Annotated in this window: 24 protein-coding genes and 4 tRNA genes; 24 read left to right on the top strand and 4 right to left on the bottom strand. The window is 54.0% G+C overall.

Annotation, left to right across the window (positions count from 1 at the left end; translation table 11 throughout):
• The first annotated feature begins 105 nt into the window (after positions 1-105).
• From surE to rpoS, 4 genes are all read left to right on the top strand, one after another.
• A complete protein-coding gene (gene surE / locus J2X14_RS14690; RefSeq protein WP_352412178.1) occupies positions 106-867 on the top strand; it encodes a 5'/3'-nucleotidase SurE in 762 nt (253 codons plus the stop codon).
• Positions 861-1,487 (top strand): protein-L-isoaspartate(D-aspartate) O-methyltransferase, encoded by a 627-nt coding sequence (locus tag J2X14_RS14685; RefSeq protein ID WP_352411921.1) that lies wholly within the window; start codon positions 861-863, stop codon positions 1,485-1,487. Before surE ends, J2X14_RS14685 begins: the two co-directional genes overlap by 7 nt.
• Positions 1,488-1,647: 160 nt before the next feature.
• Positions 1,648-2,739, top strand: a complete 1,092-nt coding sequence (nlpD, locus tag J2X14_RS14680) for a murein hydrolase activator NlpD (protein WP_352411920.1) — start codon at positions 1,648-1,650, stop codon at positions 2,737-2,739.
• Between the two features lie 49 nt (positions 2,740-2,788).
• Positions 2,789-3,781, top strand: coding sequence for an RNA polymerase sigma factor RpoS (rpoS, locus tag J2X14_RS14675; protein WP_085070446.1), 993 nt, complete (start codon positions 2,789-2,791; stop codon positions 3,779-3,781).
• A gap of 140 nt (positions 3,782-3,921) precedes the next feature.
• On the opposite strand, the gene mutS is transcribed toward rpoS, so the two are convergent.
• Positions 3,922-6,465: a DNA mismatch repair protein MutS gene (gene mutS / locus J2X14_RS14670; protein WP_502890018.1), complete on the bottom strand. Its 2,544-nt coding sequence runs from the start codon at positions 6,463-6,465 to the stop codon at positions 3,922-3,924.
• Between the two features lie 308 nt (positions 6,466-6,773).
• On the opposite strand from mutS, the gene J2X14_RS14665 reads away from it, so the two are divergent.
• On the top strand, positions 6,774-7,115 hold the full coding sequence (locus J2X14_RS14665) for a zinc ribbon domain-containing protein YjdM (RefSeq protein ID WP_352411919.1): 342 nt from the start codon (positions 6,774-6,776) through the stop codon (positions 7,113-7,115).
• 57 nt (positions 7,116-7,172) lie between these two features.
• On the opposite strand, the gene J2X14_RS14660 is transcribed toward J2X14_RS14665, so the two are convergent.
• Entirely contained in the window at positions 7,173-8,060 is an 888-nt protein-coding gene (locus tag J2X14_RS14660) for a dihydrodipicolinate synthase family protein (RefSeq protein ID WP_352411918.1), read from the bottom strand.
• A 388-nt stretch (positions 8,061-8,448) separates the two neighbouring features.
• On the opposite strand from J2X14_RS14660, the gene pncC reads away from it, so the two are divergent.
• The 13 genes from pncC to luxS all read left to right on the top strand — a co-directional run bounded on the left by pncC (position 8,449) and on the right by luxS (position 18,319).
• The gene (gene pncC, locus J2X14_RS14655; RefSeq protein WP_352412176.1) at positions 8,449-8,949 is read left to right on the top strand and encodes a nicotinamide-nucleotide amidase; all 501 of its coding nucleotides are present in this window, start codon (positions 8,449-8,451) and stop codon (positions 8,947-8,949) included.
• A gap of 94 nt (positions 8,950-9,043) precedes the next feature.
• A complete protein-coding gene (recA, locus tag J2X14_RS14650; protein ID WP_352411917.1) occupies positions 9,044-10,114 on the top strand; it encodes a recombinase RecA in 1,071 nt (356 codons plus the stop codon).
• 123 nt (positions 10,115-10,237) lie between these two features.
• Positions 10,238-10,747, top strand: a complete 510-nt coding sequence (locus tag J2X14_RS14645; protein ID WP_352411916.1) for a regulatory protein RecX — start codon at positions 10,238-10,240, stop codon at positions 10,745-10,747.
• Between the two features lie 137 nt (positions 10,748-10,884).
• Positions 10,885-13,512, top strand: a complete 2,628-nt coding sequence (alaS, locus tag J2X14_RS14640; protein ID WP_352411915.1) for an alanine--tRNA ligase — start codon at positions 10,885-10,887, stop codon at positions 13,510-13,512.
• A gap of 247 nt (positions 13,513-13,759) precedes the next feature.
• Positions 13,760-13,939: a carbon storage regulator CsrA gene (gene csrA / locus J2X14_RS14635; protein WP_038624529.1), complete on the top strand. Its 180-nt coding sequence runs from the start codon at positions 13,760-13,762 to the stop codon at positions 13,937-13,939.
• A gap of 287 nt (positions 13,940-14,226) precedes the next feature.
• Positions 14,227-14,319: transfer RNA gene (locus tag J2X14_RS14630), tRNA-Ser, on the top strand.
• A 9-nt stretch (positions 14,320-14,328) separates the two neighbouring features.
• Positions 14,329-14,405: transfer RNA gene (locus tag J2X14_RS14625), tRNA-Arg, on the top strand.
• 84 nt (positions 14,406-14,489) lie between these two features.
• A tRNA-Arg gene (locus J2X14_RS14620) sits at positions 14,490-14,566 on the top strand.
• An 84-nt stretch (positions 14,567-14,650) separates the two neighbouring features.
• A tRNA-Arg gene (locus J2X14_RS14615) sits at positions 14,651-14,727 on the top strand.
• Between the two features lie 300 nt (positions 14,728-15,027).
• On the top strand, positions 15,028-15,594 hold the full coding sequence (yqaB, locus tag J2X14_RS14610) for a fructose-1-phosphate/6-phosphogluconate phosphatase (protein WP_352411914.1): 567 nt from the start codon (positions 15,028-15,030) through the stop codon (positions 15,592-15,594).
• Positions 15,591-16,016 (top strand): YqaA family protein, encoded by a 426-nt coding sequence (locus tag J2X14_RS14605; protein WP_352411913.1) that lies wholly within the window; start codon positions 15,591-15,593, stop codon positions 16,014-16,016. The genes yqaB and J2X14_RS14605 overlap by 4 nt, the downstream gene beginning before the upstream one ends.
• Before the next feature lie 31 nt (positions 16,017-16,047).
• Positions 16,048-17,652 carry a glutamate--cysteine ligase gene (gene gshA, locus J2X14_RS14600; protein WP_352411912.1) on the top strand — a complete coding sequence of 535 codons (1,605 nt, stop codon included), beginning with the start codon at positions 16,048-16,050 and terminating at the stop codon, positions 17,650-17,652.
• A 148-nt stretch (positions 17,653-17,800) separates the two neighbouring features.
• A complete protein-coding gene (gene luxS, locus J2X14_RS14595) occupies positions 17,801-18,319 on the top strand; it encodes an S-ribosylhomocysteine lyase (protein WP_352411911.1) in 519 nt (172 codons plus the stop codon).
• 52 nt (positions 18,320-18,371) lie between these two features.
• Here luxS and J2X14_RS14590 read toward each other — a convergent pair whose 3' ends face one another.
• Both J2X14_RS14590 and J2X14_RS14585 read right to left on the bottom strand, forming a co-directional pair.
• A complete protein-coding gene (locus J2X14_RS14590; protein WP_352411910.1) occupies positions 18,372-19,658 on the bottom strand; it encodes an HlyC/CorC family transporter in 1,287 nt (428 codons plus the stop codon).
• Between the two features lie 19 nt (positions 19,659-19,677).
• Positions 19,678-20,466, bottom strand: a complete 789-nt coding sequence (locus tag J2X14_RS14585; RefSeq protein WP_352411909.1) for a cytochrome C assembly family protein — start codon at positions 20,464-20,466, stop codon at positions 19,678-19,680.
• A 164-nt stretch (positions 20,467-20,630) separates the two neighbouring features.
• Between J2X14_RS14585 and ffh the strand changes: the two genes are divergently transcribed.
• From ffh to J2X14_RS14555, 6 genes are all read left to right on the top strand, one after another.
• Positions 20,631-21,992, top strand: a complete 1,362-nt coding sequence (gene ffh / locus J2X14_RS14580; RefSeq protein ID WP_352411908.1) for a signal recognition particle protein — start codon at positions 20,631-20,633, stop codon at positions 21,990-21,992.
• Between the two features lie 145 nt (positions 21,993-22,137).
• Entirely contained in the window at positions 22,138-22,386 is a 249-nt protein-coding gene (gene rpsP / locus J2X14_RS14575; protein ID WP_352411907.1) for a 30S ribosomal protein S16, read from the top strand.
• 18 nt (positions 22,387-22,404) lie between these two features.
• Complete coding sequence (gene rimM, locus J2X14_RS14570; protein ID WP_352411906.1) at positions 22,405-22,953, top strand: ribosome maturation factor RimM; 549 nt, start codon at positions 22,405-22,407, stop codon at positions 22,951-22,953.
• A gap of 35 nt (positions 22,954-22,988) precedes the next feature.
• Positions 22,989-23,753, top strand: a complete 765-nt coding sequence (trmD, locus tag J2X14_RS14565) for a tRNA (guanosine(37)-N1)-methyltransferase TrmD (protein WP_352411905.1) — start codon at positions 22,989-22,991, stop codon at positions 23,751-23,753.
• Between the two features lie 42 nt (positions 23,754-23,795).
• A complete protein-coding gene (rplS, locus tag J2X14_RS14560) occupies positions 23,796-24,143 on the top strand; it encodes a 50S ribosomal protein L19 (RefSeq protein WP_025423346.1) in 348 nt (115 codons plus the stop codon).
• A 316-nt stretch (positions 24,144-24,459) separates the two neighbouring features.
• Positions 24,460-26,235: a hypothetical protein gene (locus J2X14_RS14555; RefSeq protein ID WP_352411904.1), complete on the top strand. Its 1,776-nt coding sequence runs from the start codon at positions 24,460-24,462 to the stop codon at positions 26,233-26,235.
• Positions 26,236-26,257: the final 22 nt, after the last annotated feature.

The raw sequence follows: 26,257 nt of genomic DNA, 5'->3' as shown, positions 1-26,257 counted from the left end.
TTCTGTATAATAAATGTCCAGCAATATCGACGTAGGACAATATACAGGAAAAAATAAGCGGGAATTTCTGAGTTGTCCTTTATGAAACAAGAAGTTACGCCACAGATGCGGATATTGCTGAGTAATGATGATGGGATCCATGCGCCAGGCATCCAGACATTAGCCAAAGCCCTGCGTGAAATTGCCGAGGTGCAGCTGGTTGCGCCCGATCGTAATCGCAGCGGCGCGTCAAACTCGCTGACGCTGGAAACCCCGTTACGTACTTTTACCTATCCCAATGGGGATATCGCCGTGCAGATGGGCACACCTACCGACTGCGTATTCCTTGGCGTCAATGCGCTGATGCGACCAAAGCCGGATATCGTGGTGTCCGGAATTAATGCGGGGCCGAATTTAGGCGATGACGTCATCTATTCCGGCACGGTCGCTGCAGCGATGGAAGGGCGGCATCTGGGGCTGCCTGCGCTGGCGGTATCGCTGGACGGACAGCAGCATTATGAGACCGCCGCTGCGGTAACCTGCGCGATTCTGCAAGGCTTGCAGCGCGAGCCGTTGCGCACCGGACGTATTCTGAATATCAATGTTCCCGATCTGCCGCTCGATCAGATCAAAGGCATTCGCGTGACGCGCTGCGGCAGCCGTCATCCCGCCGATAAAGTTATTCCTCAGCAAGATCCGCGCGGTAATACGCTCTACTGGATTGGCCCGCCGGGCGATAAGCATGATGCCGGGCCAGACACCGATTTTGCCGCCGTCGATGAAGGCTATGTCTCTGTGACGGCGCTGCATGTTGATCTCACTGCCCATCAGGCGCAAGAGGTGGTGACGAGTTGGCTAAACAAAGCCGGAGTCGAGTCGCTATGGTAAGCAGACGCATCGAGACTTTGCTGGATCAGCTACGTCAGCAGGGTATTGAAGATGAGCTTTTGCTAAAGGCGATCGGCGACGTGCCGCGCGAGCGCTTCGTTGATGAGGCGCTGGAACATCAGGCCTGGGAAAATATGTCACTGCCGATTGGCTCCGGGCAAACCATCTCGCAACCTTATATGGTCGCAAGGATGACCGCGTTGCTGGAGCTAAAGCCCGATTCGCGTGTGCTGGAGATCGGCACCGGCTCGGGCTATCAAACCGCCATTCTGGCGCATCTGGTCGATCACGTTTGTTCCGTTGAGCGCATTAAAGGGCTGCAATGGCAGGCGAAGCGCCGATTAAAACAGCTTGATTTACATAATGTTTCCACGCGCCACGGCGACGGCTGGCAAGGTTGGGCGGCACGCGCGCCGTTTGATGCCATAATTGTTACCGCCGCGCCACCGGAAATCCCTGAAGCCCTGCTGGCTCAGCTGGATGAGGGCGGCATTATGGTATTGCCGGTTGGGGAAGAAATTCAGTCGCTGAAACGCGTGCGGCGTAAAGGCGGCGAGTTTATGGTCGATATTATTGAGCCGGTACGTTTTGTGCCGCTGGTGCAGGGCGATCTCGCCTGAGAAGCCTGCGCCGCCTACGCATTTCTTCACAACTGATTAATGGCACAGGAATTGGGTTGTTGTTAGTATCAGCCATTCCATTCGTCAGCAATGGATAGCGAACGGGTTGAGTACGTTCGTGGTTTCAAAGCTCGTCACAGATTCGTATTACGGGGGATAAATGAGCACGGGAAGCCCACTTTTTACTTTGAGCCGTCTTGCGGCTGTTTCATTAATTGGATTTTGGCTGACGGGTTGTACTTCTGCTGATAACGCTCAGGCTCCTATTAGTTCGGTTGGCGGCCAGTCGCAGGGCGGCGGTAATATGACAGGCGGCATGCTAAACGGTGCGTCATCCTCCCGGCCTGTATTTGCGTCCCGTTCGAATAGCGGTTCAAACGTGAATTCGAATAGTAGCAACGCTAATGTTATGACGCAGAATGGCCGTATCGTTTATAACCGCAGTTATGAGAATATTCCGAAAGGTAGCTACGGCGGAGAGACCTATACCGTTAAGCGAGGCGATACCTTGTTCTATATCGCCTGGATTACCGGCAACGATTTCCGCGATCTTGCCCAGCGCAATAATGTCGCTGCGCCTTACAACCTCAATGTCGGTCAGGCTTTGCAGGTTGGTAACGGCTCAGGATCGTCGATTACCGGCGGTAACGCGATTACGGTAGCGGACGCCACCCAGGGGGGTGTTCCGACCACGCCAGGCTCACGAGAAATCAAATCTTCTACGGTTGCGCAGCAACCGGTTATTACGTATTCTGATGATTCAGGAAAATCAGGTGGAGGCAAGATGTTGCCTTCAGCGGGGAATACAACTGTTGCAACGACAACAGCCCCGGTTACCGCACCGCCGACGGTAAGCAGTACAACGTCCAGTTCAACCCCTGTGGCTGGATGGCGTTGGCCTACTGACGGTAAGATCATCGATAACTTCTCTGCAGCCGAAGGCGGCAATAAAGGTATCGATATCGCAGGATCGCGAGGACAGCCAGTGGTTGCCACCGCATCCGGTCGTGTAGTGTATGCAGGTAATGCGCTGCGCGGTTACGGTAACCTAATTATCATCAAACATAATGATGATTACCTGAGTGCCTACGCCCATAACGACACTATGCTGGTCCGGGAACAACAAGAAGTTAAGGCGGGGCAGAAAGTCGCTACTATGGGTAGCACCGGTACCAGTTCAGTACGATTACATTTTGAAATTCGTTACAAGGGGAAATCCGTAAACCCGTTGCGTTATTTACCGCAGCGATAAACGGGCAGAGCCTTGAACTCTGCCCAAGGATCACGGGTAGGAGCCGCTTATGAGCCAGAATACGCTGAAAGTTAACGAGTTACATGAAGATGCGGAATTCGACGAGAACGGAGCTGAGATTTTCGACGAGAAGGCTCTTGTTGAAAATGAACCTGGTGATAACGAACTAGCTGAAGAAGAGTTGTTGTCACAGGGTGCGACGCAACGTGTTTTAGATGCGACGCAGCTGTATCTCGGTGAGATTGGTTATTCGCCACTGTTAACGGCAGAGGAAGAAGTATTCTTCGCTCGCCGCGCACTGAAAGGCGACATTCCGTCTCGTCGTCGCATGATTGAAAGTAACTTACGACTGGTGGTGAAAATTGCTCGTCGTTACAGCAATCGTGGTCTGGCGCTGCTGGATCTGATTGAAGAGGGCAACCTTGGCTTGATTCGCGCTGTTGAGAAGTTTGACCCGGAACGTGGTTTCCGTTTCTCAACTTACGCCACCTGGTGGATTCGTCAAACGATTGAACGGGCAATTATGAACCAAACCCGTACCATTCGCTTGCCGATTCACATCGTCAAGGAGTTGAACGTTTATCTGCGCACCGCGCGTGAACTGTCGCACAAGCTGGATCATGAGCCGAGTGCGGAAGAGATCGCCGAACAGCTGGATAAACCGGTTGATGACGTAAGCCGTATGTTGCGTCTCAACGAACGCATTACCTCAGTTGATACGCCGTTAGGTGGAGATTCTGAGAAAGCGCTGCTGGATATCCTGGCCGATGAGAAAGATAACGGCCCGGAAGACACCACGCAGGACGATGACATGAAACAGAGCATCGTTAAGTGGTTGTTTGAACTGAATGCCAAGCAGCGTGAAGTATTGGCGCGTCGTTTCGGCCTGTTAGGCTATGAAGCGGCAACGCTTGAGGATGTGGGCCGCGAAATCGGTCTGACCCGTGAGCGTGTACGTCAGATTCAGGTTGAAGGTCTGCGTCGTCTGCGTGAAATCCTGCAGGCGCAGGGCCTGAGCATTGAAGCTCTGTTCCGTGAGTAACAATGCTCCTGCAATAGGGTAATGCGAAAGCGGTGGTCTGTGACCACCGCTTTTTTATTGCCTGCAATTTATAGTTGCTGGTTATGCCGCGCCTGACAAACCGCTCAGGCGCGATGCGCAGAAAACAGCCGCGCTTTACTTTATACCAGCGATTTCAGCCGATAGATCCACTCCAGCGCCTGGCGCGGAGAAAGGGTATCGGGATCCAGCGCTTCCAGCGCCTCAACCGCAGGCGACGTCTCCTCCACCAGCAGCGGGAGCTGTGGGCCATCGGCAGTGCTGGCCGCCGCCGAACCCGATAGCGCCTCCAGCTCTTTCAGCTTTTGCCGCGCGCGCTTAATCACCTCTTTCGGTACGCCCGCTAACGCGGCCACCGCCAGTCCGTAGCTTTTACTGGCCGCGCCTTCCTGCACGCTGTGCATAAAGGCGATGGTATCACCGTGTTCCACCGCATCCAGATGAACGTTTGCCACGCCTTCCATTTTCTCTGCCAGCGTGGTCAGCTCAAAATAGTGGGTCGCGAACAGCGTCATCGCCTTGATACGGCTGGCCAGGCTTTCGGCACAGGCCCAGGCAAGAGAAAGCCCGTCGTAGGTTGAGGTTCCTCGCCCAATTTCATCCATTAACACCAGGCTGTGTTCGGTCGCGTTATGCAGAATATTCGCGGTCTCGGTCATCTCGACCATAAAGGTGGAGCGACCAGAGGCGAGATCGTCTGCCGCGCCGACGCGGGTAAAGATACGATCCACCGGCCCGATCGTCGCCTGCTCTGCCGGGACAAAGCTGCCGATGCAGGCCAGCAGCACGATCAGGGCGGTTTGCCGCATATAGGTACTCTTACCACCCATATTAGGGCCAGTGATCACCAGCATGCGGCGCTGTGGTGAGAGCGCCAACGGGTTAGCGATAAAGGGTTCTTTCAGCACCTGTTCCACCACCGGATGACGACCGCCAACCAGCTTAATGCCCGGCTTATCGCTTAATAGCGGGCGCGTGTAGTTTAATGTCCAGGCGCGCTCTGCCAGGTTGGCTAAGACATCCAGTTCAGCCAGCGCGGCAGCGCTTTGCAGCAGCGCATCCAGATGCGGCAACAGCAGATCGAAGAGTTCATCATAGAGCGCTTTCTCCAGCGCCAGCGCCTTCCCTTTGGAGGTCAGCACTTTATCTTCATACTCTTTCAGCTCTGGAATAATGTAACGCTCGGCATTCTTCAGCGTCTGGCGGCGCACGTAATGAATCGGCACCAGATGGCTCTGCCCACGGCTTACCTGAATGTAATAACCGTGTACCGCGTTGAATCCGACTTTTAACGTGTCCAGACCCAGCTTTTCGCGCTCGCGGATTTCAAGGCGATCGAGGTAATCAGTCGCGCCATCGGCCAGCGCGCGCCACTCATCCAGCTCAGCGTTGTACCCCGGCGCAATCACGCCGCCGTCGCGTACCAGCACCGGCGGCGCTTCAATCACCGCACGCTCCAGCAGCTCGCGCAGTTCGTTAAATTCGCCCATCTGCTGGCGCAGCGTGGCGAGATGTCCGGCCTCGCTCTCCATTAACAGCGCGTTCAGCTCCGGCAACTGCTGGAAAGCGTGACGCATACGCGCCAAATCACGTGGGCGCGCGGTGCGTAGCGCCAGACGCGCCAGAATACGTTCTAAATCGCCTACCTGACGCAGCACCGGCTGCAATTCACCGCTGAGATCCTGCAGGGCGGCGATGCTTTCCTGACGCTGCGTAATCACGCGGCTGTCTCTGACTGGCGTATGCAGCCAGCGCTTCAACATGCGGCTGCCCATCGGCGTGACCGTTTTATCCAGCACGGCGGCCAGCGTATTATCAATGCCGCCTGCCAGGTTCTGGGTAATTTCCAGGTTACGTCGCGTAGCGGCATCCATAATGATGCTGTCCTGCTGGCGTTCCATGGTCAGCGAGCGAATATGCGGCAGCGAAGTGCGCTGCGTATCTTTGACATATTGCAGCAGGCAACCGGCGGCGCGCAGCGCAATATGCGCATTTTCCACGCCGAAACCGGTAAGATCGCGCGTGCCAAATTGCAGGTTAAGCTGCTGGCGCGCGGTATCCAGCTCATATTCCCAGAGCGGACGGCGACGCATGCCGCGGCGATTTTCAATCAAATCCATCGCGGCGAAATCTTCCGGGTAAAGCAGCTCGGCAGGGTTGGTGCGCTGCAGCTCGGCGGCCATCGCCTCGCGGTCCGCCGGTTCGGTCAGCAGAAAGCGGCCGGAACTGATATCCAGCGTGGCGTAGCCGAAACCGCGCGCATCCTGCCAGATCGCTGCCAGCAAATTGTCCTGACGCTCGTTAAGCAGCGCTTCGTCGCTAATGGTGCCAGGCGTAACGATACGCACCACTTTGCGCTCTACCGGGCCTTTGCTCTGCGCCGGATCGCCGATCTGTTCGCAAATAGCCACCGACTCGCCTAATTGCACCAGCCTGGCGAGATAGTTTTCCACGGCGTGATAGGGCACGCCTGCCATAGGAATCGGTTCACCGGCGGAGGCGCCGCGTTTGGTTAAGGAGATATCCAGCAGTTGAGAGGCGCGTTTGGCATCGTCATAAAACAGTTCATAGAAATCCCCCATGCGATAAAACAGCAAAATGTCGGGATGCTGCGCCTTCAGACGAAGGTACTGCTGCATCATCGGGGTGTGGTTGCCAATATCCATAGCGGTTGATCCTTTCACGTTCATGTCACTCAACTTGCGGGTTCCTGTTGGTCTCTGCGGCGGTCTGGGAAGTCAGGCGGATCCTATCGTTAAAGTCTCGAAAGCGCTACCCGACGTTAGCAGGCGAGGCGTCAGAAAGGGAGGTTTATTCTTTTCCTTATCATGCTTCTTCGGCACAGGCCGCAAAATAGCGGAAGCTTGCGTTACATCAAGCGTGCGCGGTGAATAACGCTATCCACAGCAAAGCTAAGGTTATAGAATAGCCGCCTTTTTTCGTTACCCGTTGGGTCGTAACTTTTGAGGTTCTAATGCAGACTTTACCTTCTTGTCCTGAGTGCCATTCTGAATATACCTGGCAGGATGGCGATACGCTGAATTGTCCTGAATGTGGTCATATCTGGACGCAGCAGGAGGCGGGCGCGCCACAGGATCAGGAACTTATTGTGCGTGACGCCAACGGTACGCAGCTGGCGGATGGCGACAGCGTAACGGTCATCAAGGATCTGAAGGTTAAGGGCAGCTCTTCGGCGCTGAAGATCGGTACCAAAGTGAAAGGGATCCGGCTGGTGGAAGGCGATCATAACATCGACTGTAAGATCGACGGTTTTGGTCCGATGAAGCTTAAATCTGAATTCGTGAAGAAGATCTAACGTGACTACGCCGTCAGGCAGAGCAGCTAAGCGTTGGCTTCGCTGCCGCCTTTCCGGCTAGCTGAACAGCAGATCAATCGCATCGCACTGCGCGTTGCTCAGGGTTCCGCCGCTGTTGCGTGAAAGCGGCGTCATATAGCCATATTTGCGGGCAACCGCGGTTTTAATGGTGGTAACGAAGTCATCGCCGACCGTGTAAATCGCCATGAGTTTGCCAATACGCTGCTGGAATTGCGTCAGCGCAGCTAAATCACCGGCCTGCCAGCTCTGCATCGCTTCAGCAAACATCGCCGGTACCAGATTATTCAAACCGCTAATCACCCCCGCGCCGCCCGCCAGCAGATTAGGCAACAGATATTCGTCGTAACCAGAGAGCACGGCGAAATCGCCGCGTACTTTTTTGGTTTCTTCTATTAAAGCGCGGTTATGCGACAGGCAATCGGTGGTGTCTTTAATACCGATAAAATTCGGCAGCTCTGCGGCCAGCTCCGCCACCAGCATCGCATCCAAATCGCAACCGGTACGCGCCGGGAAGTTATAGGCGAACCATTTACCATCCAGCTCACGATCCAGCTGCCGGTAGTAGGCCATGAGCTGCTGCCGGGTCTGGCCGTAATACCACGGCGGCAGCACCATCACGGCATCGAAACCGCTCTGCCAGGCAATCTGCGCTAACTCCAACATATCGCTTTTACTGCCGCTGGAAATGTTGGCGACCATACTCAGACGTGACATGCCGCGCGCTTCACGCAGCAGTAATTTACGCTCGGTATGCGTTAATGAAACAAACTCGCCGATGCTGCCCATCAGTAGCAGCGTGTCGATGCCGGAGGCGTCGAGACGGGCAAAATGCTGCGCCAGCGCGTTAAGATCCAGCTGATTGTCTGACGTAAACGGCGTGACCGAAGGGCACCAGACGCCGGAAAAAGCAGGCCGTGTTTCCATATTGTTCTCCGCAGGAAAAATTTGAAACGGTGTTTTAAATTAATCCCTTTTTTAGTCGGGTGTCACAGTAAGTCGCACAATAATCCAACCGCGATCTCAATTTTCGTCTTTACTTAGTCTGCCTGCCAGAAAGTGCGGCCTGATTTCGCCCGCTTGTTGTTACCGCCGGTTTAACCCTTGCGAAAAAAGCAGCCATACTAAAGCTTAGCGACATTTCCCTGTGCGGAATAGGTCGGCAGCAGCCTTGCTAAGTGAGGTGAAAGCCCACATATAAAGCGGGAACCTGCCTCGCAAAATCATCATGCTATTCAGGCCAAACGGCAAAAAGGGTACGCCCTGCGCCCGCTTTATTGTTAACGTGGCGGGTAAAGCCAACAAGGATGAGACCATGACCGACGAACAACTGAAAACCTTAAGCGCCGCTAACGGAGAGCTACTGCGCCAGCGCCAGGCAACGGTCACCACGGCCGAATCCTGTACCGGCGGCTGGATCGCGAAAGTGTTAACCGATATCGCAGGCAGTTCCGCCTGGTTTGAACGCGCGTTTATCACCTACAGTAATGATGCCAAACAGCAGATGGTCGGCGTCTCTGACCAGAGCCTGCAGCAGTGGGGCGCGGTAAGCGAACAGGTGGTCAAAGAGATGGCGCTCGGCGCGTTAAAAGAGGCCAACGCCGACTTCGCCATTGCGGTTAGCGGCATCGCCGGACCCGACGGTGGCACCATGGAAAAACCGGTTGGCACTGTCTGGTTTGGCTTCGCCACAGCAGCAGGCGAGACGGTGCAAAAAAGGGTTGTATTTCAGGGAGATCGCGACGCCGTACGGCGGCAAACGGTCGCGACCGCGTTACAGGTTTTGCATGATGATTTTCTCAAAAATTTGACTTGATACTGTATGATTATACAGTATAATTACCATCCAATGAACGAGAGCACTGCACACAACCGTGGCGTGCTTTACCCCGGCATGATTAGGAGTAAAAATGGCTATTGACGAAAACAAGCAAAAGGCTCTGGCAGCAGCGCTGGGCCAAATTGAGAAGCAATTTGGTAAAGGCTCCATCATGCGCCTGGGTGAAGACCGCTCAATGGATGTGGAAACCATCTCGACCGGTTCGCTTTCGCTTGATATCGCCCTTGGTGCTGGCGGCCTGCCGATGGGCCGTATTGTTGAAATTTACGGGCCGGAATCTTCCGGTAAAACCACGCTGACGCTGCAGGTGATCGCCGCTGCACAGCGTAAGGGTAAAACCTGCGCCTTTATCGATGCGGAACATGCGCTGGATCCGGTATACGCCAAGAAGCTGGGCGTTGATATCGATAACCTGCTCTGTTCTCAGCCGGATACGGGTGAGCAGGCGCTGGAAATCTGTGATGCGCTGGCGCGCTCCGGCGCGGTAGACGTGATCATCGTTGACTCCGTGGCAGCACTGACGCCAAAAGCGGAAATCGAAGGTGAAATCGGTGACTCACACATGGGTCTGGCCGCGCGTATGATGAGCCAGGCGATGCGTAAGCTGGCCGGTAACCTGAAGCAGTCCAACACGCTGCTGATCTTTATCAACCAGATCCGTATGAAGATCGGCGTGATGTTCGGTAACCCGGAAACCACCACCGGTGGTAACGCGCTGAAGTTCTACGCTTCTGTGCGTCTTGATATCCGTCGTATCGGCGCGATTAAAGAGGGTGATAACGTCGTCGGCAGTGAAACGCGCGTGAAAGTGGTGAAAAACAAAATCGCCGCGCCGTTTAAACAGGCTGAATTCCAGATCATGTATGGCGAAGGCATCAACATCTACGGCGAGCTGGTGGATCTGGGCGTGAAGCACAAGCTGATCGAGAAGGCGGGCGCATGGTATAGCTACAATGGCGATAAAATCGGCCAGGGTAAAGCGAATGCCGGCAACTACCTGAAAGAAAACAGCGCTGTGGCTAACGAGATCGAGCAGAAACTGCGTGATATGCTGCTGAACAACCCTGTAGAGGAAGGCAAAGCGCCTGCTTCAGCGGAAAATTACGAAGATACCGCTAGCGAAACGAACGAAGACTTCTAATTACTCACCCCGGTCAGCCCAGCTGGCCGGGGTTTTTTGCTCTAATTCTTTGTATCCTGCCTTAATTCTCGCTAACCTCGCTTTTTACTGCTTATCGCAAACTTCAAACCTGACGGAAGCATAATGACTGACAAGCCCGCAACTCCGGTCACGTTTGCACGCCTGTTAGACCGTGCCACTCGTATTCTTGCCATGCGCGATCATAGCGAAGCCGAGTTTCGTCGTAAGATGGCGCAGTCCGCTGCGCGCGCGGCAATGCGTCATGACGAACCGGCTGAGGAAATTCCGGAAGCGCTGCTGGAAGAGCTTATCGCCTGGTGCTATGAGCATAACTGGCTGGACGATGTGCGTTTTGCCCAACGTTTTGTCGTCAGCCGCAGCCGCAAAGGCTATGGCCCACAGCGTATCCGCATGGAGCTGGCGCAAAAGGGAATAGGGCGCGAGCTGGCGGAAACCGCCCTGAGCGAAGCGGAAATTGACTGGGCCGCTCAGGCTTTCGACGCCGCCGAACGTAAGTTTGGCCTGCCGCTGCCGCAGGAGTGGAAACAAAAATCCAAAGTGTTGCGTTATCTGCAGGCGAAAGGGTTTTTCATGGAGGATATCCAGTCGATTTATCGAAATAATGATGATTGAGTCGAGATGGGATTTTACTTCCCTCGGAAGAAAATTTATCTTATTCCCACTTTTTGTTGGTAACTCTTCACGCAGCCGTGTGGAACGCCCGCCCGGTGCCAAGGGAAGAACCTTCGTTAGCGTATTCCAGGATATTTATGAGCAAGAGTACTGCTGAGATCCGTCAAACGTTTCTCGATTTTTTCCATAGCAAGGGACACCAGGTTGTTGCCAGCAGCTCCCTCGTACCCCATAACGATCCGACGTTGCTGTTTACTAACGCCGGGATGAACCAGTTTAAAGACGTTTTCCTTGGACAAGACAAGCGCAGCTACTCGCGTGCCACCACCTCACAGCGCTGTGTCCGCGCCGGTGGTAAGCATAACGATCTGGAAAACGTCGGTTATACCGCCCGTCACCACACGTTCTTTGAGATGCTGGGTAACTTCAGCTTCGGTGACTATTTTAAAAAAGAAGCGATCGCCTTCGCCTGGGAGCTGCTGACTTCCGCGCAGTGGTTTAACCTGCCGAAAGAGCGCCTGTGGGTGACCGTTTACGAAACCGATAACGAAGCCTGGGATATCTGGGCGAACGAGATTGGCGTACCGGCTGAACGTATTATTCGTATCGGCGATAACAAAGGCGGCGCTTACGCTTCCGATAACTTCTGGCAGATGGGCGATACCGGCCCGTGCGGCCCGTGCAGTGAGATTTTTTACGATCATGGCGATCATATCTTTGGCGGCCCGCCGGGCAGCCCGGAAGAAGATGGCGACCGCTATATTGAGATCTGGAACATCGTCTTTATGCAGTTTAACCGTCAGCCTGACGGCACCATGCTGCCGCTGCCAAAACCTTCCGTTGATACCGGAATGGGGCTGGAGCGTATCTCTGCGGTACTGCAACACGTTAACTCCAACTATGAAATCGATCTGTTCCAGAACCTTATCGCTTCCGTGGCAGAGGTAACGGGCAGCACCGATCTCAGCAATAAATCGCTGCGGGTTATCGCCGACCATATCCGTTCCTGCGCCTTCCTGATTGCTGATGGCGTGGTGCCGTCCAATGAGAACCGCGGCTATGTGCTGCGTCGTATCATTCGTCGCGCGGTGCGTCATGGCAATATGCTGGGCGCGAAAGGCAGCTTCTTCCATAAGCTGGTAGGGCCGTTGATTGCCGTGATGGGCAGCGCAGGTGAAGATCTGCAACGCCAGCAGGCGCAGGTAGAGCAGATTCTGAAAACGGAAGAAGAGCAGTTCGCTAAAACGCTGGAGCGCGGTCTGGCACTGCTGGACGAAGAGCTGGCCAATCTGCAGGGCGATACGCTGGATGGCGAAACCGTCTTCCGTCTGTACGATACCTTCGGCTTCCCGGCTGACCTGACGGCCGATGTTTGCCGTGAGCGTAACCTGAAAATCGATGAAACGGGCTTTGAGCAGGCAATGGAGCGTCAACGCCAGCGTGCGCGTGAAGCCAGCGGTTTTGGCGCTGACTACAGCAACGTTATCAGTATCGACGCTGCGTCATCCTTTAAAGGTTATGACAATCTGGCGCTTAAAGCGGCGATCACCGCGATCTATGTTAACGGTCAGCCAGCTGATGAGATCACCGCCGGACAGGAAGGGGTGATTGTGCTGGATGAGACGCCGTTCTATGGCGAATCAGGCGGCCAGGTAGGCGATACCGGCGTACTGAAAGGGATCAATGCGGAGTTTAGCGTCAGCGACACGCAGAAGTATGGTCAGGCTATCGGCCACACCGGCAAGCTGACATCAGGTCATCTGCGCGTTGGCGATCGTCTGGATGCGCAGGTTGACGAGGCGCGTCGCGCCCGTATTCGTCTGAACCACTCGGCAACGCACTTGCTGCATGCCGCGCTGCGCCAGGTGCTGGGCACGCACGTCGCACAGAAAGGCTCACTGGTTAACGATAAATACCTGCGTTTCGATTTCTCGCACGCTGAAGCGATGAAGCCACAAGAGATCCGTCAGGTTGAGGATATCGTGAACGCGCAGATTCGTCGTAACCTGCCGGTTGAGACCAACATCATGGATCTCGAGGATGCCAAAGAAAAAGGCGCGATGGCGCTGTTTGGCGAGAAATATGATGCGCGCGTACGCGTACTCTCGATGGGCGATTTCTCTACCGAGCTGTGTGGCGGCACGCACGCCAGCCGCACGGGCGATATCGGTCTGTTCCGCATTACTTCTGAATCCGGTACCGCTGCCGGTATTCGTCGTATTGAGGCGATAACGGGCGAAGCGGCGCTGGCGCAGGTGAACGCGCAGGCCGAGCAGCTGCATGATATCGCGCAGCTGGTGAAAGCCAACAGCAGCAATCTGAATGAGAAAGTGCGTGCGGTCATCGATCACGCACGCGCGCTGGAAAAAGAGTTACAGCAGTTAAAAGATCAGCAGGCGGCGCAGGAGAGCGCATCGCTAAGCAGCAAAGCCAAAGATATCAACGGGGTAAAACTGTTGGTCAATGAGCTGAGCAATGTGGATCCTAAACTGTTGCGCACCATGGTTGATGAACTGAAAAATCAGCTTGGTTCGGCAGTAATCGTCCTGGCGACGGTGACCGACGGCAAGGTTTCACTGATTGCGGGTGTAACAAAAGATGTTACCGACCGTGTGAAAGCGGGCGAGTTGATTGGCGCTGTGGCGCAGCAGGTTGGCGGTAAAGGCGGTGGACGTCCGGATATGGCGCAGGCGGGCGGTACAGATGCACAGGCGCTGCCTGCTGCGCTGGCCAGCGTTGAGTCCTGGGTATCTGCTAAACTGTAAGGGATAAAAAAAGCAGTACGGAAAGCGCCGTGGATAACCTCCGCTGGCGCTTTTTCATGCAATCCGTACTCTGTAATAACAAAGTCAGGTTGAGGGTAGTGATTTCGGCTAAACTAACTATCAGCAGAATGTATTAGCGTGACAAGATGCTTTGCGTTATTTGTCATCATCTACGTTTAGCGCTATATGATGGATAATGCCGGGGACCCGACAGGCCCGACTCTTTTAATCTTTCAAGGAGCAAAGAATGCTTATTCTAACTCGTCGAGTTGGTGAAACCCTCATGATTGGTGATGAGGTGACGGTAACGGTACTGGGAGTTAAAGGTAACCAGGTTCGTATTGGTGTGAACGCGCCGAAAGAAGTCTCCGTACACCGTGAAGAAATATATCAGCGTATCCAGGCTGAGAAGAGCCAACCGCAATAAAAGCTATACCGAATCCCGCGCCTCGCTCTCATTACAGCGAGGCGCAATGTTTTTACCCGCCTGATTTTTTCTCGGCTGTTTTCCCCTGATTGTGAACTGCCTCCGGATTTACTGTTGATAATTCACTCTTTTTGTCGTCAAAATATGCGAATTGAGTGGCTTTTGCGCAATCAAAAATTTGTTGGGAAAAATTGTTTGACTTATAAGTGCGGGAAAGTAATATGTGCGCCACGCAGTGCCGATGAGCGGAAACAAAGTTCAGCAGCACAGTTCGCAAGAACGCGTAAGGTGAGATGGCCGAGAGGCTGAAGGCGCTCCCCTGCTAAGGGAGTATGCGGTCAAAAGCTGCATCGAGGGTTCGAATCCCTCTCTCACCGCCATTTAATGATGCATCCGTAGCTCAGCTGGATAGAGTACTCGGCTACGAACCGAGCGGTCGGAGGTTCGAATCCTCCCGGATGCACCATCTCTAAGAAGTAAAACGAGACAGTGTTAGCAGCCTGTGTCACGGTGAGTTGTCAGCACCCTGCGTTATACAAGAATTTGTAATGCATCCGTAGCTCAGCTGGATAGAGTACTCGGCTACGAACCGAGCGGTCGGAGGTTCGAATCCTCCCGGATGCACCATCTCTAAGAAGTAAAACGAGACAGTGTTAGCAGCCTGTGTCACGGTGAGTTGTCAGCACCCTGCGTTATACAAGAATTTGTAATGCATCCGTAGCTCAGCTGGATAGAGTACTCGGCTACGAACCGAGCGGTCGGAGGTTCGAATCCTCCCGGATGCACCATTTTTAGTTCTCCCTCTGATATACCCGTTTAGTTCCTCCCTTGATGTACTCTCTTTATTTTCCCTTGCAATTGCGCATTATCTTCTGATTCTTCCCGCTTATGTTTTTCCTGTTCTCTGTTTTTTTGTTCCGCTGTTTACTGGCGCCAGCATGGCTTGCCAGGTTCCTGAACTCTCTCACCTTTTTCTGATTCCTGAATTCTTCAATAGATTCAAAGCATTTGCTGTTCACTGCTACCGGCGACAACCTGCATACTTTACGTTAAAGTAATGGGGCATTTATTCACTGCCGGGAGAGGATATGTACGATCGTTATGATGGTCTGATTTTCGATATGGACGGTACTATTCTCGATACCGAAGTAACCCATCGCCGGGCCTGGGATCGGGTGCTGACGCAATATGGTTTATCCTTTGACGAACAGGCGATGATTGGGCTGAACGGCTCGCCAACCTGGCGTGTGGCGGAATTTATTATTGCCAGCCATCAGGCCGACCTCGATCCTTTCCAGCTGGCCGCGGAAAAAACGGCGGCCGTTAAGGCGATGCTGTTTGACAGCGTTCGTCCGTTGCCGCTTATCGACGTGGTTAAAGCGTATCACGGGCGCAAGCCGATGGCGGTCGGCACCGGTAGTGAACATGCAATGGCCGACGCGTTATTACAGCATCTAAATCTGCGCCACTATTTTGACGTTATCGTCGGTGCCGATGATGTAACGCGCCACAAACCCGAACCCGATACTTTCTTGCGCTGCGCCGCGCTCATGGGCGTCGATCCTGAGAAATGCGTGGTGTTTGAGGATGCGGACTTTGGCCTGCAGGCCGCTCAGGCCGCCGGTATGGCTGCGGTAGATGTTCGCTTACTGTGAATGAGATTCTGAGTTACGGTTCGTTATTTGCCAGCAGTTTTTTGAGCGCCACGCTGCTTCCTGGCAGCTCTGAGGTGCTGCTGGTGACGTTATTACTGGCAGGGAAGACGCCAGCATTAGGTTTGATTTTTGTCGCCGCCGTAGGGAACACGCTCGGCGGGTTAACAAATGTTGTCATTGGCCGCTTACTGCCGCCAAAGCAGGGGCGATGGCATAACACAGCAATGGCGTGGTTGCGTCGGTTTGGTCCTGCAGCACTGTTATTCAGCTGGTTACCGCTGATTGGCGATCTGCTGTGTGTCCTGGCTGGATGGTTGCGTTTCTCATGGCTACCGGTAGTGCTGTTCCTGGCTATTGGCAAGACCCTGCGTTACGTAGTGGTCGCGACCGCAACTTTACAGGGTATGGCGTGGTGGCATTGATTCATTCAGAATCAGGGCTACGGTTAACATTATGCTAAACAAAAATAAATTATTCTCTGAGCGGGAGGTCACTTTGATCCCGGACGTATCACAGGCGCTTTCCTGGCTGGAAGCACATCCTGACGCCCTGAAAGGTATTGGTCGTGGCATTGAGCGTGAGACGCTGCGTGTCAGGCCAAACGGTAAAATCGCGACAACCGGCCATCCGGCGGATCTTGGCGCGGCGTTGACTCATAAATGGATCACCACCGATTTCGCTGAATCGCTGCTGGAGTTTATTACCCCCGTCGATCGTGATATCGATCACCTGCTGGCGTTTTTACGCGATATTCATCGTCACGTGGCTCAGGAGCTGGGTGAAGAGCGGATGTGGCCTTTCAGTATGCCCTGCGTGATTGAAAACAGCGATGATATCCAGCTGGCGCAGTATGGCAGCTCGAACATCGGGCGCATGAAAACGCTTTATCGCGAAGGCTTAAAGAACCGCTACGGCGCGCTGATGCAAACCATTTCCGGCGTGCACTATAACTTCTCGCTGCCGCTCTCTTTCTGGCAGGCATGGGCAGGCGTTAAAGATGCGGAAAGCGGGAAAGAGGCGATCTCTGCCGGCTATTTGCGTTTGATCCGCAACTACTATCGTTTCGGCTGGGTGATTCCTTATCTGTTTGGCGCCTCGCCTGCGGTGTGTTCCACTTTCCTGCAGGGAAAAGAGAGCAGCCTGCCTTTCGAGCGCAACGAGCAAGGTATGCTCTGGCTGCCGCATGCGACGTCGCTGCGCTTAAGCGACCTGGGCTATACCAATAAGTCACAGAGCAGCCTTGGCATCACCTTTAACACCCTGGCAGGCTATGTCGAGGCGTTGAAAAAAGCGATCAAGACGCCGTCTGAAGAATATGCGCGCATGGGCGTAAAAGATGAGCAGGGGAACTGGCTGCAGCTGAACACCAACGTGCTGCAAATAGAGAACGAACTCTATGCGCCGATTCGCCCTAAACGCGTGACGCGCTCCGGCGAAGCACCTTCTGATGCGCTGGCGCGCGGCGGCATTGAATATATTGAAGTGCGTTCGCTTGATATTAATCCTTTCTCCCCGGTTGGCGTCGATGAAAATCAGGTGCGCTTCCTCGATCTGTTCCTGATCTGGTGTACCCTGGCGGATGCACCGGAAATGAGCAGCGCCGAACTGCAATGCGCACGGCAAAACTGGAACCGCGTTATCCTTGAAGGCCGTAAGCCAGGCCAGACCATCGGCATCGGCTGTGACGACACGCGTCAGCCGTTAACCCTGGTGGGCAAAGCGCTGTTCGCCGATCTGAAACGCGTCGCGGAAGTGCTGGATAGCCAGTCCGGCACGCCGGATTATCAGCAGGTTTGCGATCGGCTGGTCGCCTCTTTTGACGATCCGGAACTTACTTACTCGGCACGTATTCTGCAGACAATGTTAGACAACGGCATCAGCGGAAGCGGATTAGCGCTGGCTGAGCAGTATCGTCAGATGCTAATGGCAGAGCCGATGCAGGTGTTGACTGAGGGCGATTTCACCGCGGAAGCACAACGTTCGCGTCAGGCGCAGCAGGAGCTGGAAGCGGCAGATAGCCTGAGCTTCACGGAGTTTCTGGCGAGTAAGAAGGGATAGAAAAGAAAATGGCCACATCACTGTGGCCAAATGAACATCTCTGTTGTCAGGGATGATGATAACAAATGCGCGTCTTTCACTTATTCAGACGCACGGCGAACAGAAAAGTTTCATCGTTCACAAAAAAAATTTTAGCTGAGGTAACGATATGCCATTACTGGACAGTTTTACCGTTGATCATACGCGTATGGCCGCACCGGCAGTACGCGTAGCGAAAACCATGAATACGCCTCATGGCGACACCATCACGGTATTTGACCTGCGCTTCTGCGTGCCGAATAAAGAAGTGATGCCGGAGCGCGGTATCCATACGCTTGAGCATCTGTTCGCAGGCTTTATGCGTAACCACCTGAACGGTGACGGCGTGGAAATTATTGATATCTCCCCGATGGGATGCCGCACCGGCTTTTATATGAGCCTGATCGGTACGCCTTCCGAGCAGCGCGTGGCGGATTCATGGAAAGCGGCGATGGATGATGTGCTGAAGGTCAACGACCAGAACCAGATCCCGGAACTGAATGAATACCAGTGCGGCACGTATCAGATGCACTCGCTGGATGAGGCGAAAGATATCGCGCGTCACATCATCGAGCATGACGTACGCGTGAATCACAATGATGAGCTGGCGCTGCCGCAGGATAAGCTGAAAGAGCTGGAAATCCACTAAGCGTAAGCATAAAAAAAGGGCCGCAGATGCGGCCCTTGTTATTTACGGCGGATCAAGAACCGACACTGGATTTCAGCGGTTGCTGCGGCGTCACTTTGATCTGCTTCACCATATTGTCCTGCACATCCAGGATATCGATAGCGTAGTTCTCTATCTGGATACGCGTGCCCGCCTGCGGGATCTCCTCCAGCTCTTCCAGCAGCATACCGTTAACGGTGCGCGCATCTTCCTGTGGCAGGTGCCAGTTAAAGGCTTTGTTGATTTCACGCACGTTAGCCGTGCCTTCAATCAGCACCGAGCCGTCGCTTTGCGGCATCACCTCTTCAGCCAGCGAAGGCGACATTGACGTAGTAAAGTCACCGACAATCTCTTCCAGAATATCTTCAATGGTGATCAGCCCTTTAATATCGCCATACTCATCAACCACCAGACCCACTTTCTTCTTGTTGCGCTGAAATTTAACCAGCTGCACGTTAAGCGGGGTGCCTTCCGGCACGTAGTAGATCTCATCGGCGGCGCGCAGCAGGTTCTCTTTGGTAAACTCTTTTTTCTCGGTCATCATGCGCCACGCTTCACGTACGCGCAGCATGCCTACGGCATCGTCCAGCGAATCGCGAAACAGCACGATACGGCCGTGCGGGGAGTGAGAAACCTGACGCTCAATCGACTTCCAGTCATCGTTGATATTGATGCCGACGATTTCATTACGCGGCACCATAATGTCATCCACGTTGACCTTCTCCAGGTCGAGCACTGACAGCAGCATCTCCTGATGGCGGCGCGACATCAGCGAACGGGATTCATACACCAGGGTACGCAGTTCATCTTTGTTCAGCGCTGAGCTGATTGAGGCGTCCGACTTGATGCCAACCATGCGCATCAGGATGCGGGTAATGGTATTTAACAGCCAGACCAGCGGCATCATGATGATTTGCAGCGGGCCGAGCAGCAGGCTGCTGGGGTAGGCCACCTTCTCCGGGTAGAGGGCGGCAATGGTTTTCGGCAACACTTCGGCAAAAATCAAAACGGCAAAGGTCAGCACGCCGGTAGCAACGGCGACGCCAGCGTTGCCGTACAGGCGCATACCCACGATGGTCGCCAACGCCGAGGCGAGGATATTAACCAGGTTGTTGCCGATCAGCACCAGGCTTATCAGGCGATCCGGCCGCCGCAGCAATTTCTCAACGCGACGGGCGCTGCGGTTGCCGTTTTTCGCTTTATGGCGCAGCCGGTAGCGGTTGAGGGTCATCATGCCGGTCTCGGAGCCGGAAAAATAGGCCGAGACCAGAATCATCACAACCAGCGTAATAATCAGTGTGGTGGTTGAAACATGTTCCAACGCGAAATCCTTGTATAAATCAGTGAGTGAGCAGGTGCTGAAGGACGCGGCTGCCAAAATAGGACATGGTTAACAGCAATGCGCCGCCGCAGTTAAACCAGACGACGCGGCGTCCACGCCAGCCTTCATGATAGTGTCCCCAGAGCAAAACGATATAAACAAACCAGGCCAGAATCGACAGCACGGCTTTGTCTACGTTCTCAGGCGAGAAGAGATTTTCCATATAAAACAGGCCGGTACAGAGTACCAGCGTCAGCAGCACGACGCCAACCTGGGTGATATGAAACATTTTGCGCTCGATGGTCATCAGCGGCGGCATATCGTTGCTAAAAGCCAGCCGTTTATTTTTCAACTGATAATCGATCCACGCCAGCTGCAGCGCATAGAGCGCGGCAATAATCAGCGTCGCATAGGCAAACAGCGCCAGTCCGATATGAATCATCATGCCGGGCGTGGTTTCCAGATGCGTAATAAAGGCATTCGGCACAAAAGTGGCGAAGGCCAGGTTGATCAGCGCGAAGCTGTAGACGACCGGCAGCAGCAGCCAGCCGCGATTACGCGAGGCGACCACGGTCATAATGATGCAGATTAGCAGGCTAACCAGCGAACCGATGTTCAACAGGCTCAGATTCTGCGCCCCGTTGACGAAGATGCGCTGCTGGAGCGCAACCGCATGCGCCGCCAGCGCCAGCGTTGCCGACAGAACCGCGATGCGTCGCCAGGCGCCGTTATTCCGCAGCAGGCTGGGAACAATCAGAGCAAGACTAAATGAGTAGGCAAATAGCGCCAGAAGAGCAAAAGCAGACATAGGATGGTCAAATATCGGAAAGATGAAGAAAAACGCAGTATAGCGCCAGCCAGAGTTTGCACCAAACGTTCTCATTGCCGATTGCAGAGATCGCCAATGCTTCGTGTTATAATCCGCCACATTGTGTCGCCCAGGCGGCTCTGTTTTATCTTGAGCGAGAGACAATGTTTGATAATTTAACCGATCGATTGTCGCAAACCCTGCGCAATATCAGCGGCCGCGGAAGGCTGACCGAAGAGAACGTCAAAGAAACCCTGCGCGAAGTGCGTATGGCGCTGCTGGAGGCGGACGTTGCGCTGCCGGTAGTCCGTGAATTTATTAACCGCGTAAAAGAGCGCGCGGTTGGGCACGAAGTGAATAAAAGCCTGACGCCAGGTCAGGAGTTTATCAAGATTGTGCGCAATGAGCTGGTTGAGGCGATGGGTTCTGAAAACCACGCGCTTAACCTGGCTGCGCAGCCACCGGCCGTGGTGCTGATGGCGGGCCTGCAGGGCGCGGGTAAAACCACCAGCGTCGGTAAGCTCGGTAAGTTCCTGCGTGAAAAGCACAAGAAAAAAGTGCTGGTGGTCTCTGCCGACGTTTATCGTCCGGCGGCGATTAAACAGCTGGAAACGCTGGCAGAGCAGGTAGGCGTGGATTTCTGTCCGTCCGACCTGAGCCAGAAGCCGGTTGATATCGTTAACCATGCGCTGAAAGAAGCAAAGCTTAAGTTCTACGACGTGCTGCTGGTGGATACCGCCGGTCGTCTGCACGTCGATGAAGCGATGATGGACGAAATCAAACAGGTTCACGCCGCGATTAATCCGGTGGAAACGCTGTTTGTGGTCGATGCCATGACCGGTCAGGATGCGGCGAATACGGCGAAGGCGTTTAATGAAGCGCTGCCGTTAACCGGCGTGATCTTAACCAAGGTTGACGGCGACGCACGCGGCGGTGCCGCGCTGTCGATTCGTCATATCACCGGCAAGCCGATTAAATTTATGGGCGTCGGTGAAAAAACCGAAGCGCTGGAGCCGTTTTATCCCGATCGTCTGGCATCGCGTATCCTCGGCATGGGCGACGTGCTGTCGCTGATCGAAGATATCGAAAGCAAGGTTGATCGCGCTCAGGCTGAAAAGCTGGCCAATAAGCTGAAAAAAGGCGACGGCTTTGATCTGAATGATTTTCTCGAACAGCTGAAGCAGATGCGCAATATGGGCGGCATGGCCAGCCTGATGGGAAAACTTCCCGGAATGGGGCAGCTGCCGGATAACGTTAAGTCGCAGATGGATGACAAAGTACTGGTGCGGATGGAAGCGATGATCAATTCCATGACGCGCAAAGAGCGTGAAAAACCTGAGATAATCAAAGGCTCACGCAAGCGCCGCATCGCCGCAGGCTCAGGAATGCAGGTGCAGGATGTCAACCGGATGCTGAAGCAATTCGATGACATGCAGCGCATGATGAAAAAGATGAAAAAGGGCGGCATGGCGAAAATGATGCGCGGAATGAAAGGCATGATGCCGCCGGGCTTTCCGGGCCGTTAAGCCGTTCCAATGTAAAGTCCCGACGGCTTGCTCACTTTAGATTGCTTTTTGCGCCAAAATGAGTAAAATTTTCGGGCTTTTTATACGACACCCGGGCCCCGTTCCTCGATGGGGCCCGGTTGTTTTATTAACTGAAGAGGATGTTATGGTAACAATTCGTTTGGCACGTCACGGCGCGAAAAAGCGTCCGTTCTATCAGGTTGTCGTAACCGACAGCCGTAACGCACGCAATGGTCGTTTCATTGAGCGTGTAGGCTTCTTCAACCCGATCGCATCTGGTCAGGCTGAAGTACTGCGTCTGGACCTGGACCGTATTGAGCACTGGGTTGGCCAGGGCGCTACGCTGTCCGATCGCGTTAACGCGCTGATCAAAGAAGCTAAGAAAGCAGCTTAATCTGTCACGGTGGTTAGCATGAGCAAACAACTCGCCACACAGCCTCCCGTTAATCCTGTCACGCTGGGAAAAATGGGCGCGGCCTACGGCATTCGGGGTTGGCTCAAAGTGTTTTCTTCCACCGAAGATGCCGACAGCATCTTTGACTATCAGCCCTGGTTCATTCAGCGCGCCGGTAAATGGCAGCAGGTTGAGCTGGAAAGCTGGAAGCACCATAATCAGGATATTATCATCAAGGTCAAAGGCATTGATGATCGTGATGCGGCGGCCCAGTTGACTAACTGTGAAATTTTAGTCGATGCCACGCAGTTGCCGAAGCTGGATGAAGGCGATTTCTACTGGAAAGACCTGATGGGTTGCCAGGTAGTTACCGTTGACGGCTATGAAATGGGTAAAGTCATTGATTTGATGGAAACCGGTTCAAACGACGTACTGGTCGTTAAGGCAAACCTGAAAGATGCGTTCGGTGTGAAAGAGCGGTTAATTCCGTTTCTTGATGAACAGGTTATCAAGAAAGTCGATCTCACTACCGGCACCATTGAAGTAGATTGGGATCCTGGTTTTTGACCTCCGAACAAAACGGTAATTCAACGGCGAGCTCTATGTGGATTGGTGTTATCAGCCTGTTTCCAGAGATGTTTCGCGCTATTACCGACTACGGGGTAACTGGCCGGGCAGTAAAAAATGGCCTGCTCAGCGTCCAAAGCTGGAGTCCACGTGACTTCACGCATGACCGACACCGCACCGTGGACGATCGTCCATATGGCGGCGGTCCCGGGATGCTGATGATGGTGCAACCTTTACGGGATGCCATCCACGCAGCGAAAGCGGCGGCGGGAGAGGGTGCTAAGGTGATTTATCTGTCACCTCAGGGGCGCAAACTCGATCAAGATGGAGTTTGCGAACTGGCGACGCAGCAGAAGTTAATTCTGGTTTGCGGACGCTATGAAGGGATCGATGAGCGCGTGATCCAGACTGAAATCGATGAAGAATGGTCGATTGGGGATTACGTACTCAGCGGCGGAGAGCTGCCAGCGATGACCTTGATTGATTCAGTCGCCCGGTTTATTCCAGGCGTGCTGGGCAAACAGGCGTCAGCAGAGGAAGATTCGTTTTCCGATGGTTTGCTGGACTGTCCGCACTATACCCGTCCTGAAGTGTTAGAAGGGCTGGAGGTTCCGTCAGTATTACTGTCGGGCAACCATGCCGATATTCGCCGCTGGCGCCTGAAACAGTCGCTTGGCCGTACCTGGCTTAGAAGACCTGAACTTCTGGAAAACCTGGCTCTGACTGAAGAGCAAGCAAAGTTGCTTAGCGAGTTCCAACAGGAATTCAGCGCGCAACAAAACTATGATGCGGAAGACTAGCCTTCCGATAAGATCAGTTTACCCAGGATAAGAGATTTAATTATGAGCAACATTATCAAGCAGATCGAACAAGAGCAGATGAAGCAGGACGTACCTTCTTTCCGTCCGGGTGATTCCGTGGAAGTGAAAGTATGGGTCGTTGAAGGTTCTAAAAAGCGTCTGCAGGCATTCGAGGGCGTGGTTATCGCTATTCGTAACCGCGGTCTGCACTCTGCATTCACTGTTCGCAAAATTTCCAATGGCGAAGGTGTTGAGCGTGTATTCCAGACTCACTCACCGGTCATTGACAGCATCACCGTGAAACGTCGTGGTGCCGTGCGTCAAGCGAAACTGTACTACCTGCGTGAGCGTACTGGTAAAGCAGCTCGTATCAAAGAGCGCCTTAACTAAGAGCTCGCGTAAGCGACATCTTAAAGTTAATAGCAATAAAGGGGTTAGCGTAGCGCTAACCCCTTTTTTTATGTTTAAAAAGCTATGCGGATAGCTTGTAGTGCATTGCGCCAGTCGACAGTTGTATAAAAAATGTCATAAACGGCGGAACCCCTGATGCCCACAGCCTACACAGAGGGAATCGTGTGTAAGTTGTACTGATGTTCTTTTCACCAGGTTAGACACGAGTTTGCACTAACAACATTCAACAAAGGTACGTGGCGGCGACCTTATTGCGGCCTCATCGTTGTTGATTTAACTCCGGAGTCTATCGAACATGACTAATGGCATTCAGCGTCAACCAACGGTACAAAATTTTTCCCGTCCAATAAATAATCAACCCAATAACGCGGGTAGCAGCCAGACGCAGGGCGTGCGTAGCCAGGCTACCAGCGGCGCGGGACATACAGGTAATGTCGCGGCGGCAGGGGGCGTTGATGCGCAACGCCAGAAAAATATCACCGAATTGAAAAAACTGATGAAAGAGTACTTCACTGCCGGTGAAGGCATGGAAGAACTAATTAATTCGCGTGCCACCGAACTCCACGAAATGGGATATAACCAGGACAGCGCACGCAACGTACTTTTGAAGGGAAACAAACTGGATGCAGCGACCGATGCAGCGCTGGGAGCCCTGGGAGCGGTGGCCTTTGCCACGTCCTCTTTTCCGTCAGAAGCGCTGGCAAAAGTCGCTAACAACTACTTTGGTTTTCCCGAAGGAACGCTGAGCGCGGAAGCGGTTAACGGCGCTATCGGTGGAGGCACGGCGATAGTGATGAAATCGTTCTGGGATAAAGTATCGGCCAATGCCCAGCATGACGCTAAATGGATGGATGCTGATATGGATAAACTGGAGCCAGCGATGCAGGAAACCGTTAAACGGCGCGAAGGGCTGGGCCACAATATGAAGCAGGCCGTTCTGGGAGGAACCGGTTATAACGCGCGCAACGTCCTTACCGGGGCGGTAGCGACCAGCGTAGCCGGATTGTCGGAGTCGCAGCGCTATGCGGCTAATACGGCAACCAGTACGCCGCTTACCGTGGCGGCTGGTGCCCTGAGCGGCTTCGTGCAAAACAAAGCCAACAATCTGCACGGCGCGGAGTTTCTGTTGGGACGTACCGACTGGAAAGATCGTTTTAAACAACTTGATGACACTAAGGCGATGGATCAAGTGGTAAAGGGTGGTGCAAAACGGTTAGCGGACGCCGCACAGGGCCTGGTTTCTCCGCGTCAGCTGACCAAAGGCGGCATGAATATTTTGTCAGGCAATATGGTTGCCGAAACGATGGCGCTTGGCGCTGGTCTGGCGGGCGTGAATAGCCTGCGCAATATGACCCGCCATGCGATGCAGAAAGAGACGGGCAATGTTAACGCGCAGCAGGCGGTCGAGCAGTTGGTTAACCTTTTTGCCGCCGCCGCCGCTTATGCCGGGCAGGGCGTGGCAGGAACCATTGCCGGTAAGCCCGTCGCCACCAACGATCAGGCAATAGACAACTTCTTTGATAATCATCCTGCGCTGGATTTCAATAGTGGCAGGCAGCGCGATAATGCAGGCGGCAATGCGGCGGCGACTGGCAATACGGCAGCGGCTGGCAATACGGCGGCGGCTGGTAATACGGCGGCGACTGGCAATGCGGCGGCGACTGGCAATGCGGCAGCGGCTGGCAATACGGCAGCGGCTGGCAATACGGCAGCGGCTGGCAATACGGCGGCGACTGGCAATGCGGCAGCGGCTGGCAATACTAACGCGCCTGCCGACCAGACCACGGACATTCCTCTGCGTCCGCTTACCCAGGCAGGCACCCAGGCGGCCGGTTCTTCATCACAGGCAGCCGGTTCCTCATCACAGGCGGCGGCTTCCTCTTCCCGTGCCGATAATGCCTCGCAGCAGAGCCTCGACAGCGCTTTTGTTGCACGGCCAAGAAGCGCCAGCAGTCAGGCAAGCTTCCATTCAGCGATTAGCAGAGCAAGTTCTCCGGAAGAGTTAAGTGCGCTTCAGGCACAGCAGAAAGTTGCGGAAGCGTCAGGTGAATGGCCGTTAAAAAGTAGCTGATTAGGCGGCTGGCTTTAAACCG

The sequence above is a fragment of the Mixta sp. BE291 genome (assembly GCF_031457955.1).
GTDB lineage: Bacteria > Pseudomonadota > Gammaproteobacteria > Enterobacterales > Enterobacteriaceae > Mixta.
The sequence above is the reverse complement of the archived record's forward strand: the minus strand, read 5'-3'. Positions and strand labels throughout refer to the sequence as shown.

What these genes read in the sequence shown, in the direction of transcription:
- surE (WP_352412178.1), top strand. Translation starts at nt 106, where the DNA reads ATGCGGATATTGCTGAGTAATGATGATGGGATCCATGCGCCAGGCATC.
- J2X14_RS14685 (WP_352411921.1), top strand. Translation starts at nt 861, where the DNA reads ATGGTAAGCAGACGCATCGAGACTTTGCTGGATCAGCTACGTCAGCAG.
- nlpD (WP_352411920.1), top strand. Translation starts at nt 1,648, where the DNA reads ATGAGCACGGGAAGCCCACTTTTTACTTTGAGCCGTCTTGCGGCTGTT.
- rpoS (WP_085070446.1), top strand. Translation starts at nt 2,789, where the DNA reads ATGAGCCAGAATACGCTGAAAGTTAACGAGTTACATGAAGATGCGGAA.
- mutS (WP_502890018.1), bottom strand. Translation starts at nt 6,465, where the DNA reads ATGGATATTGGCAACCACACCCCGATGATGCAGCAGTACCTTCGTCTG.
- J2X14_RS14665 (WP_352411919.1), top strand. Translation starts at nt 6,774, where the DNA reads ATGCAGACTTTACCTTCTTGTCCTGAGTGCCATTCTGAATATACCTGG.
- J2X14_RS14660 (WP_352411918.1), bottom strand. Translation starts at nt 8,060, where the DNA reads ATGGAAACACGGCCTGCTTTTTCCGGCGTCTGGTGCCCTTCGGTCACG.
- pncC (WP_352412176.1), top strand. Translation starts at nt 8,449, where the DNA reads ATGACCGACGAACAACTGAAAACCTTAAGCGCCGCTAACGGAGAGCTA.
- recA (WP_352411917.1), top strand. Translation starts at nt 9,044, where the DNA reads ATGGCTATTGACGAAAACAAGCAAAAGGCTCTGGCAGCAGCGCTGGGC.
- J2X14_RS14645 (WP_352411916.1), top strand. Translation starts at nt 10,238, where the DNA reads ATGACTGACAAGCCCGCAACTCCGGTCACGTTTGCACGCCTGTTAGAC.
- alaS (WP_352411915.1), top strand. Translation starts at nt 10,885, where the DNA reads ATGAGCAAGAGTACTGCTGAGATCCGTCAAACGTTTCTCGATTTTTTC.
- csrA (WP_038624529.1), top strand. Translation starts at nt 13,760, where the DNA reads ATGCTTATTCTAACTCGTCGAGTTGGTGAAACCCTCATGATTGGTGAT.
- yqaB (WP_352411914.1), top strand. Translation starts at nt 15,028, where the DNA reads ATGTACGATCGTTATGATGGTCTGATTTTCGATATGGACGGTACTATT.
- gshA (WP_352411912.1), top strand. Translation starts at nt 16,048, where the DNA reads ATGCTAAACAAAAATAAATTATTCTCTGAGCGGGAGGTCACTTTGATC.
- luxS (WP_352411911.1), top strand. Translation starts at nt 17,801, where the DNA reads ATGCCATTACTGGACAGTTTTACCGTTGATCATACGCGTATGGCCGCA.
- J2X14_RS14585 (WP_352411909.1), bottom strand. Translation starts at nt 20,466, where the DNA reads ATGTCTGCTTTTGCTCTTCTGGCGCTATTTGCCTACTCATTTAGTCTT.
- ffh (WP_352411908.1), top strand. Translation starts at nt 20,631, where the DNA reads ATGTTTGATAATTTAACCGATCGATTGTCGCAAACCCTGCGCAATATC.
- rpsP (WP_352411907.1), top strand. Translation starts at nt 22,138, where the DNA reads ATGGTAACAATTCGTTTGGCACGTCACGGCGCGAAAAAGCGTCCGTTC.
- rimM (WP_352411906.1), top strand. Translation starts at nt 22,405, where the DNA reads ATGAGCAAACAACTCGCCACACAGCCTCCCGTTAATCCTGTCACGCTG.
- trmD (WP_352411905.1), top strand. Translation starts at nt 22,989, where the DNA reads ATGTGGATTGGTGTTATCAGCCTGTTTCCAGAGATGTTTCGCGCTATT.
- rplS (WP_025423346.1), top strand. Translation starts at nt 23,796, where the DNA reads ATGAGCAACATTATCAAGCAGATCGAACAAGAGCAGATGAAGCAGGAC.
- J2X14_RS14555 (WP_352411904.1), top strand. Translation starts at nt 24,460, where the DNA reads ATGACTAATGGCATTCAGCGTCAACCAACGGTACAAAATTTTTCCCGT.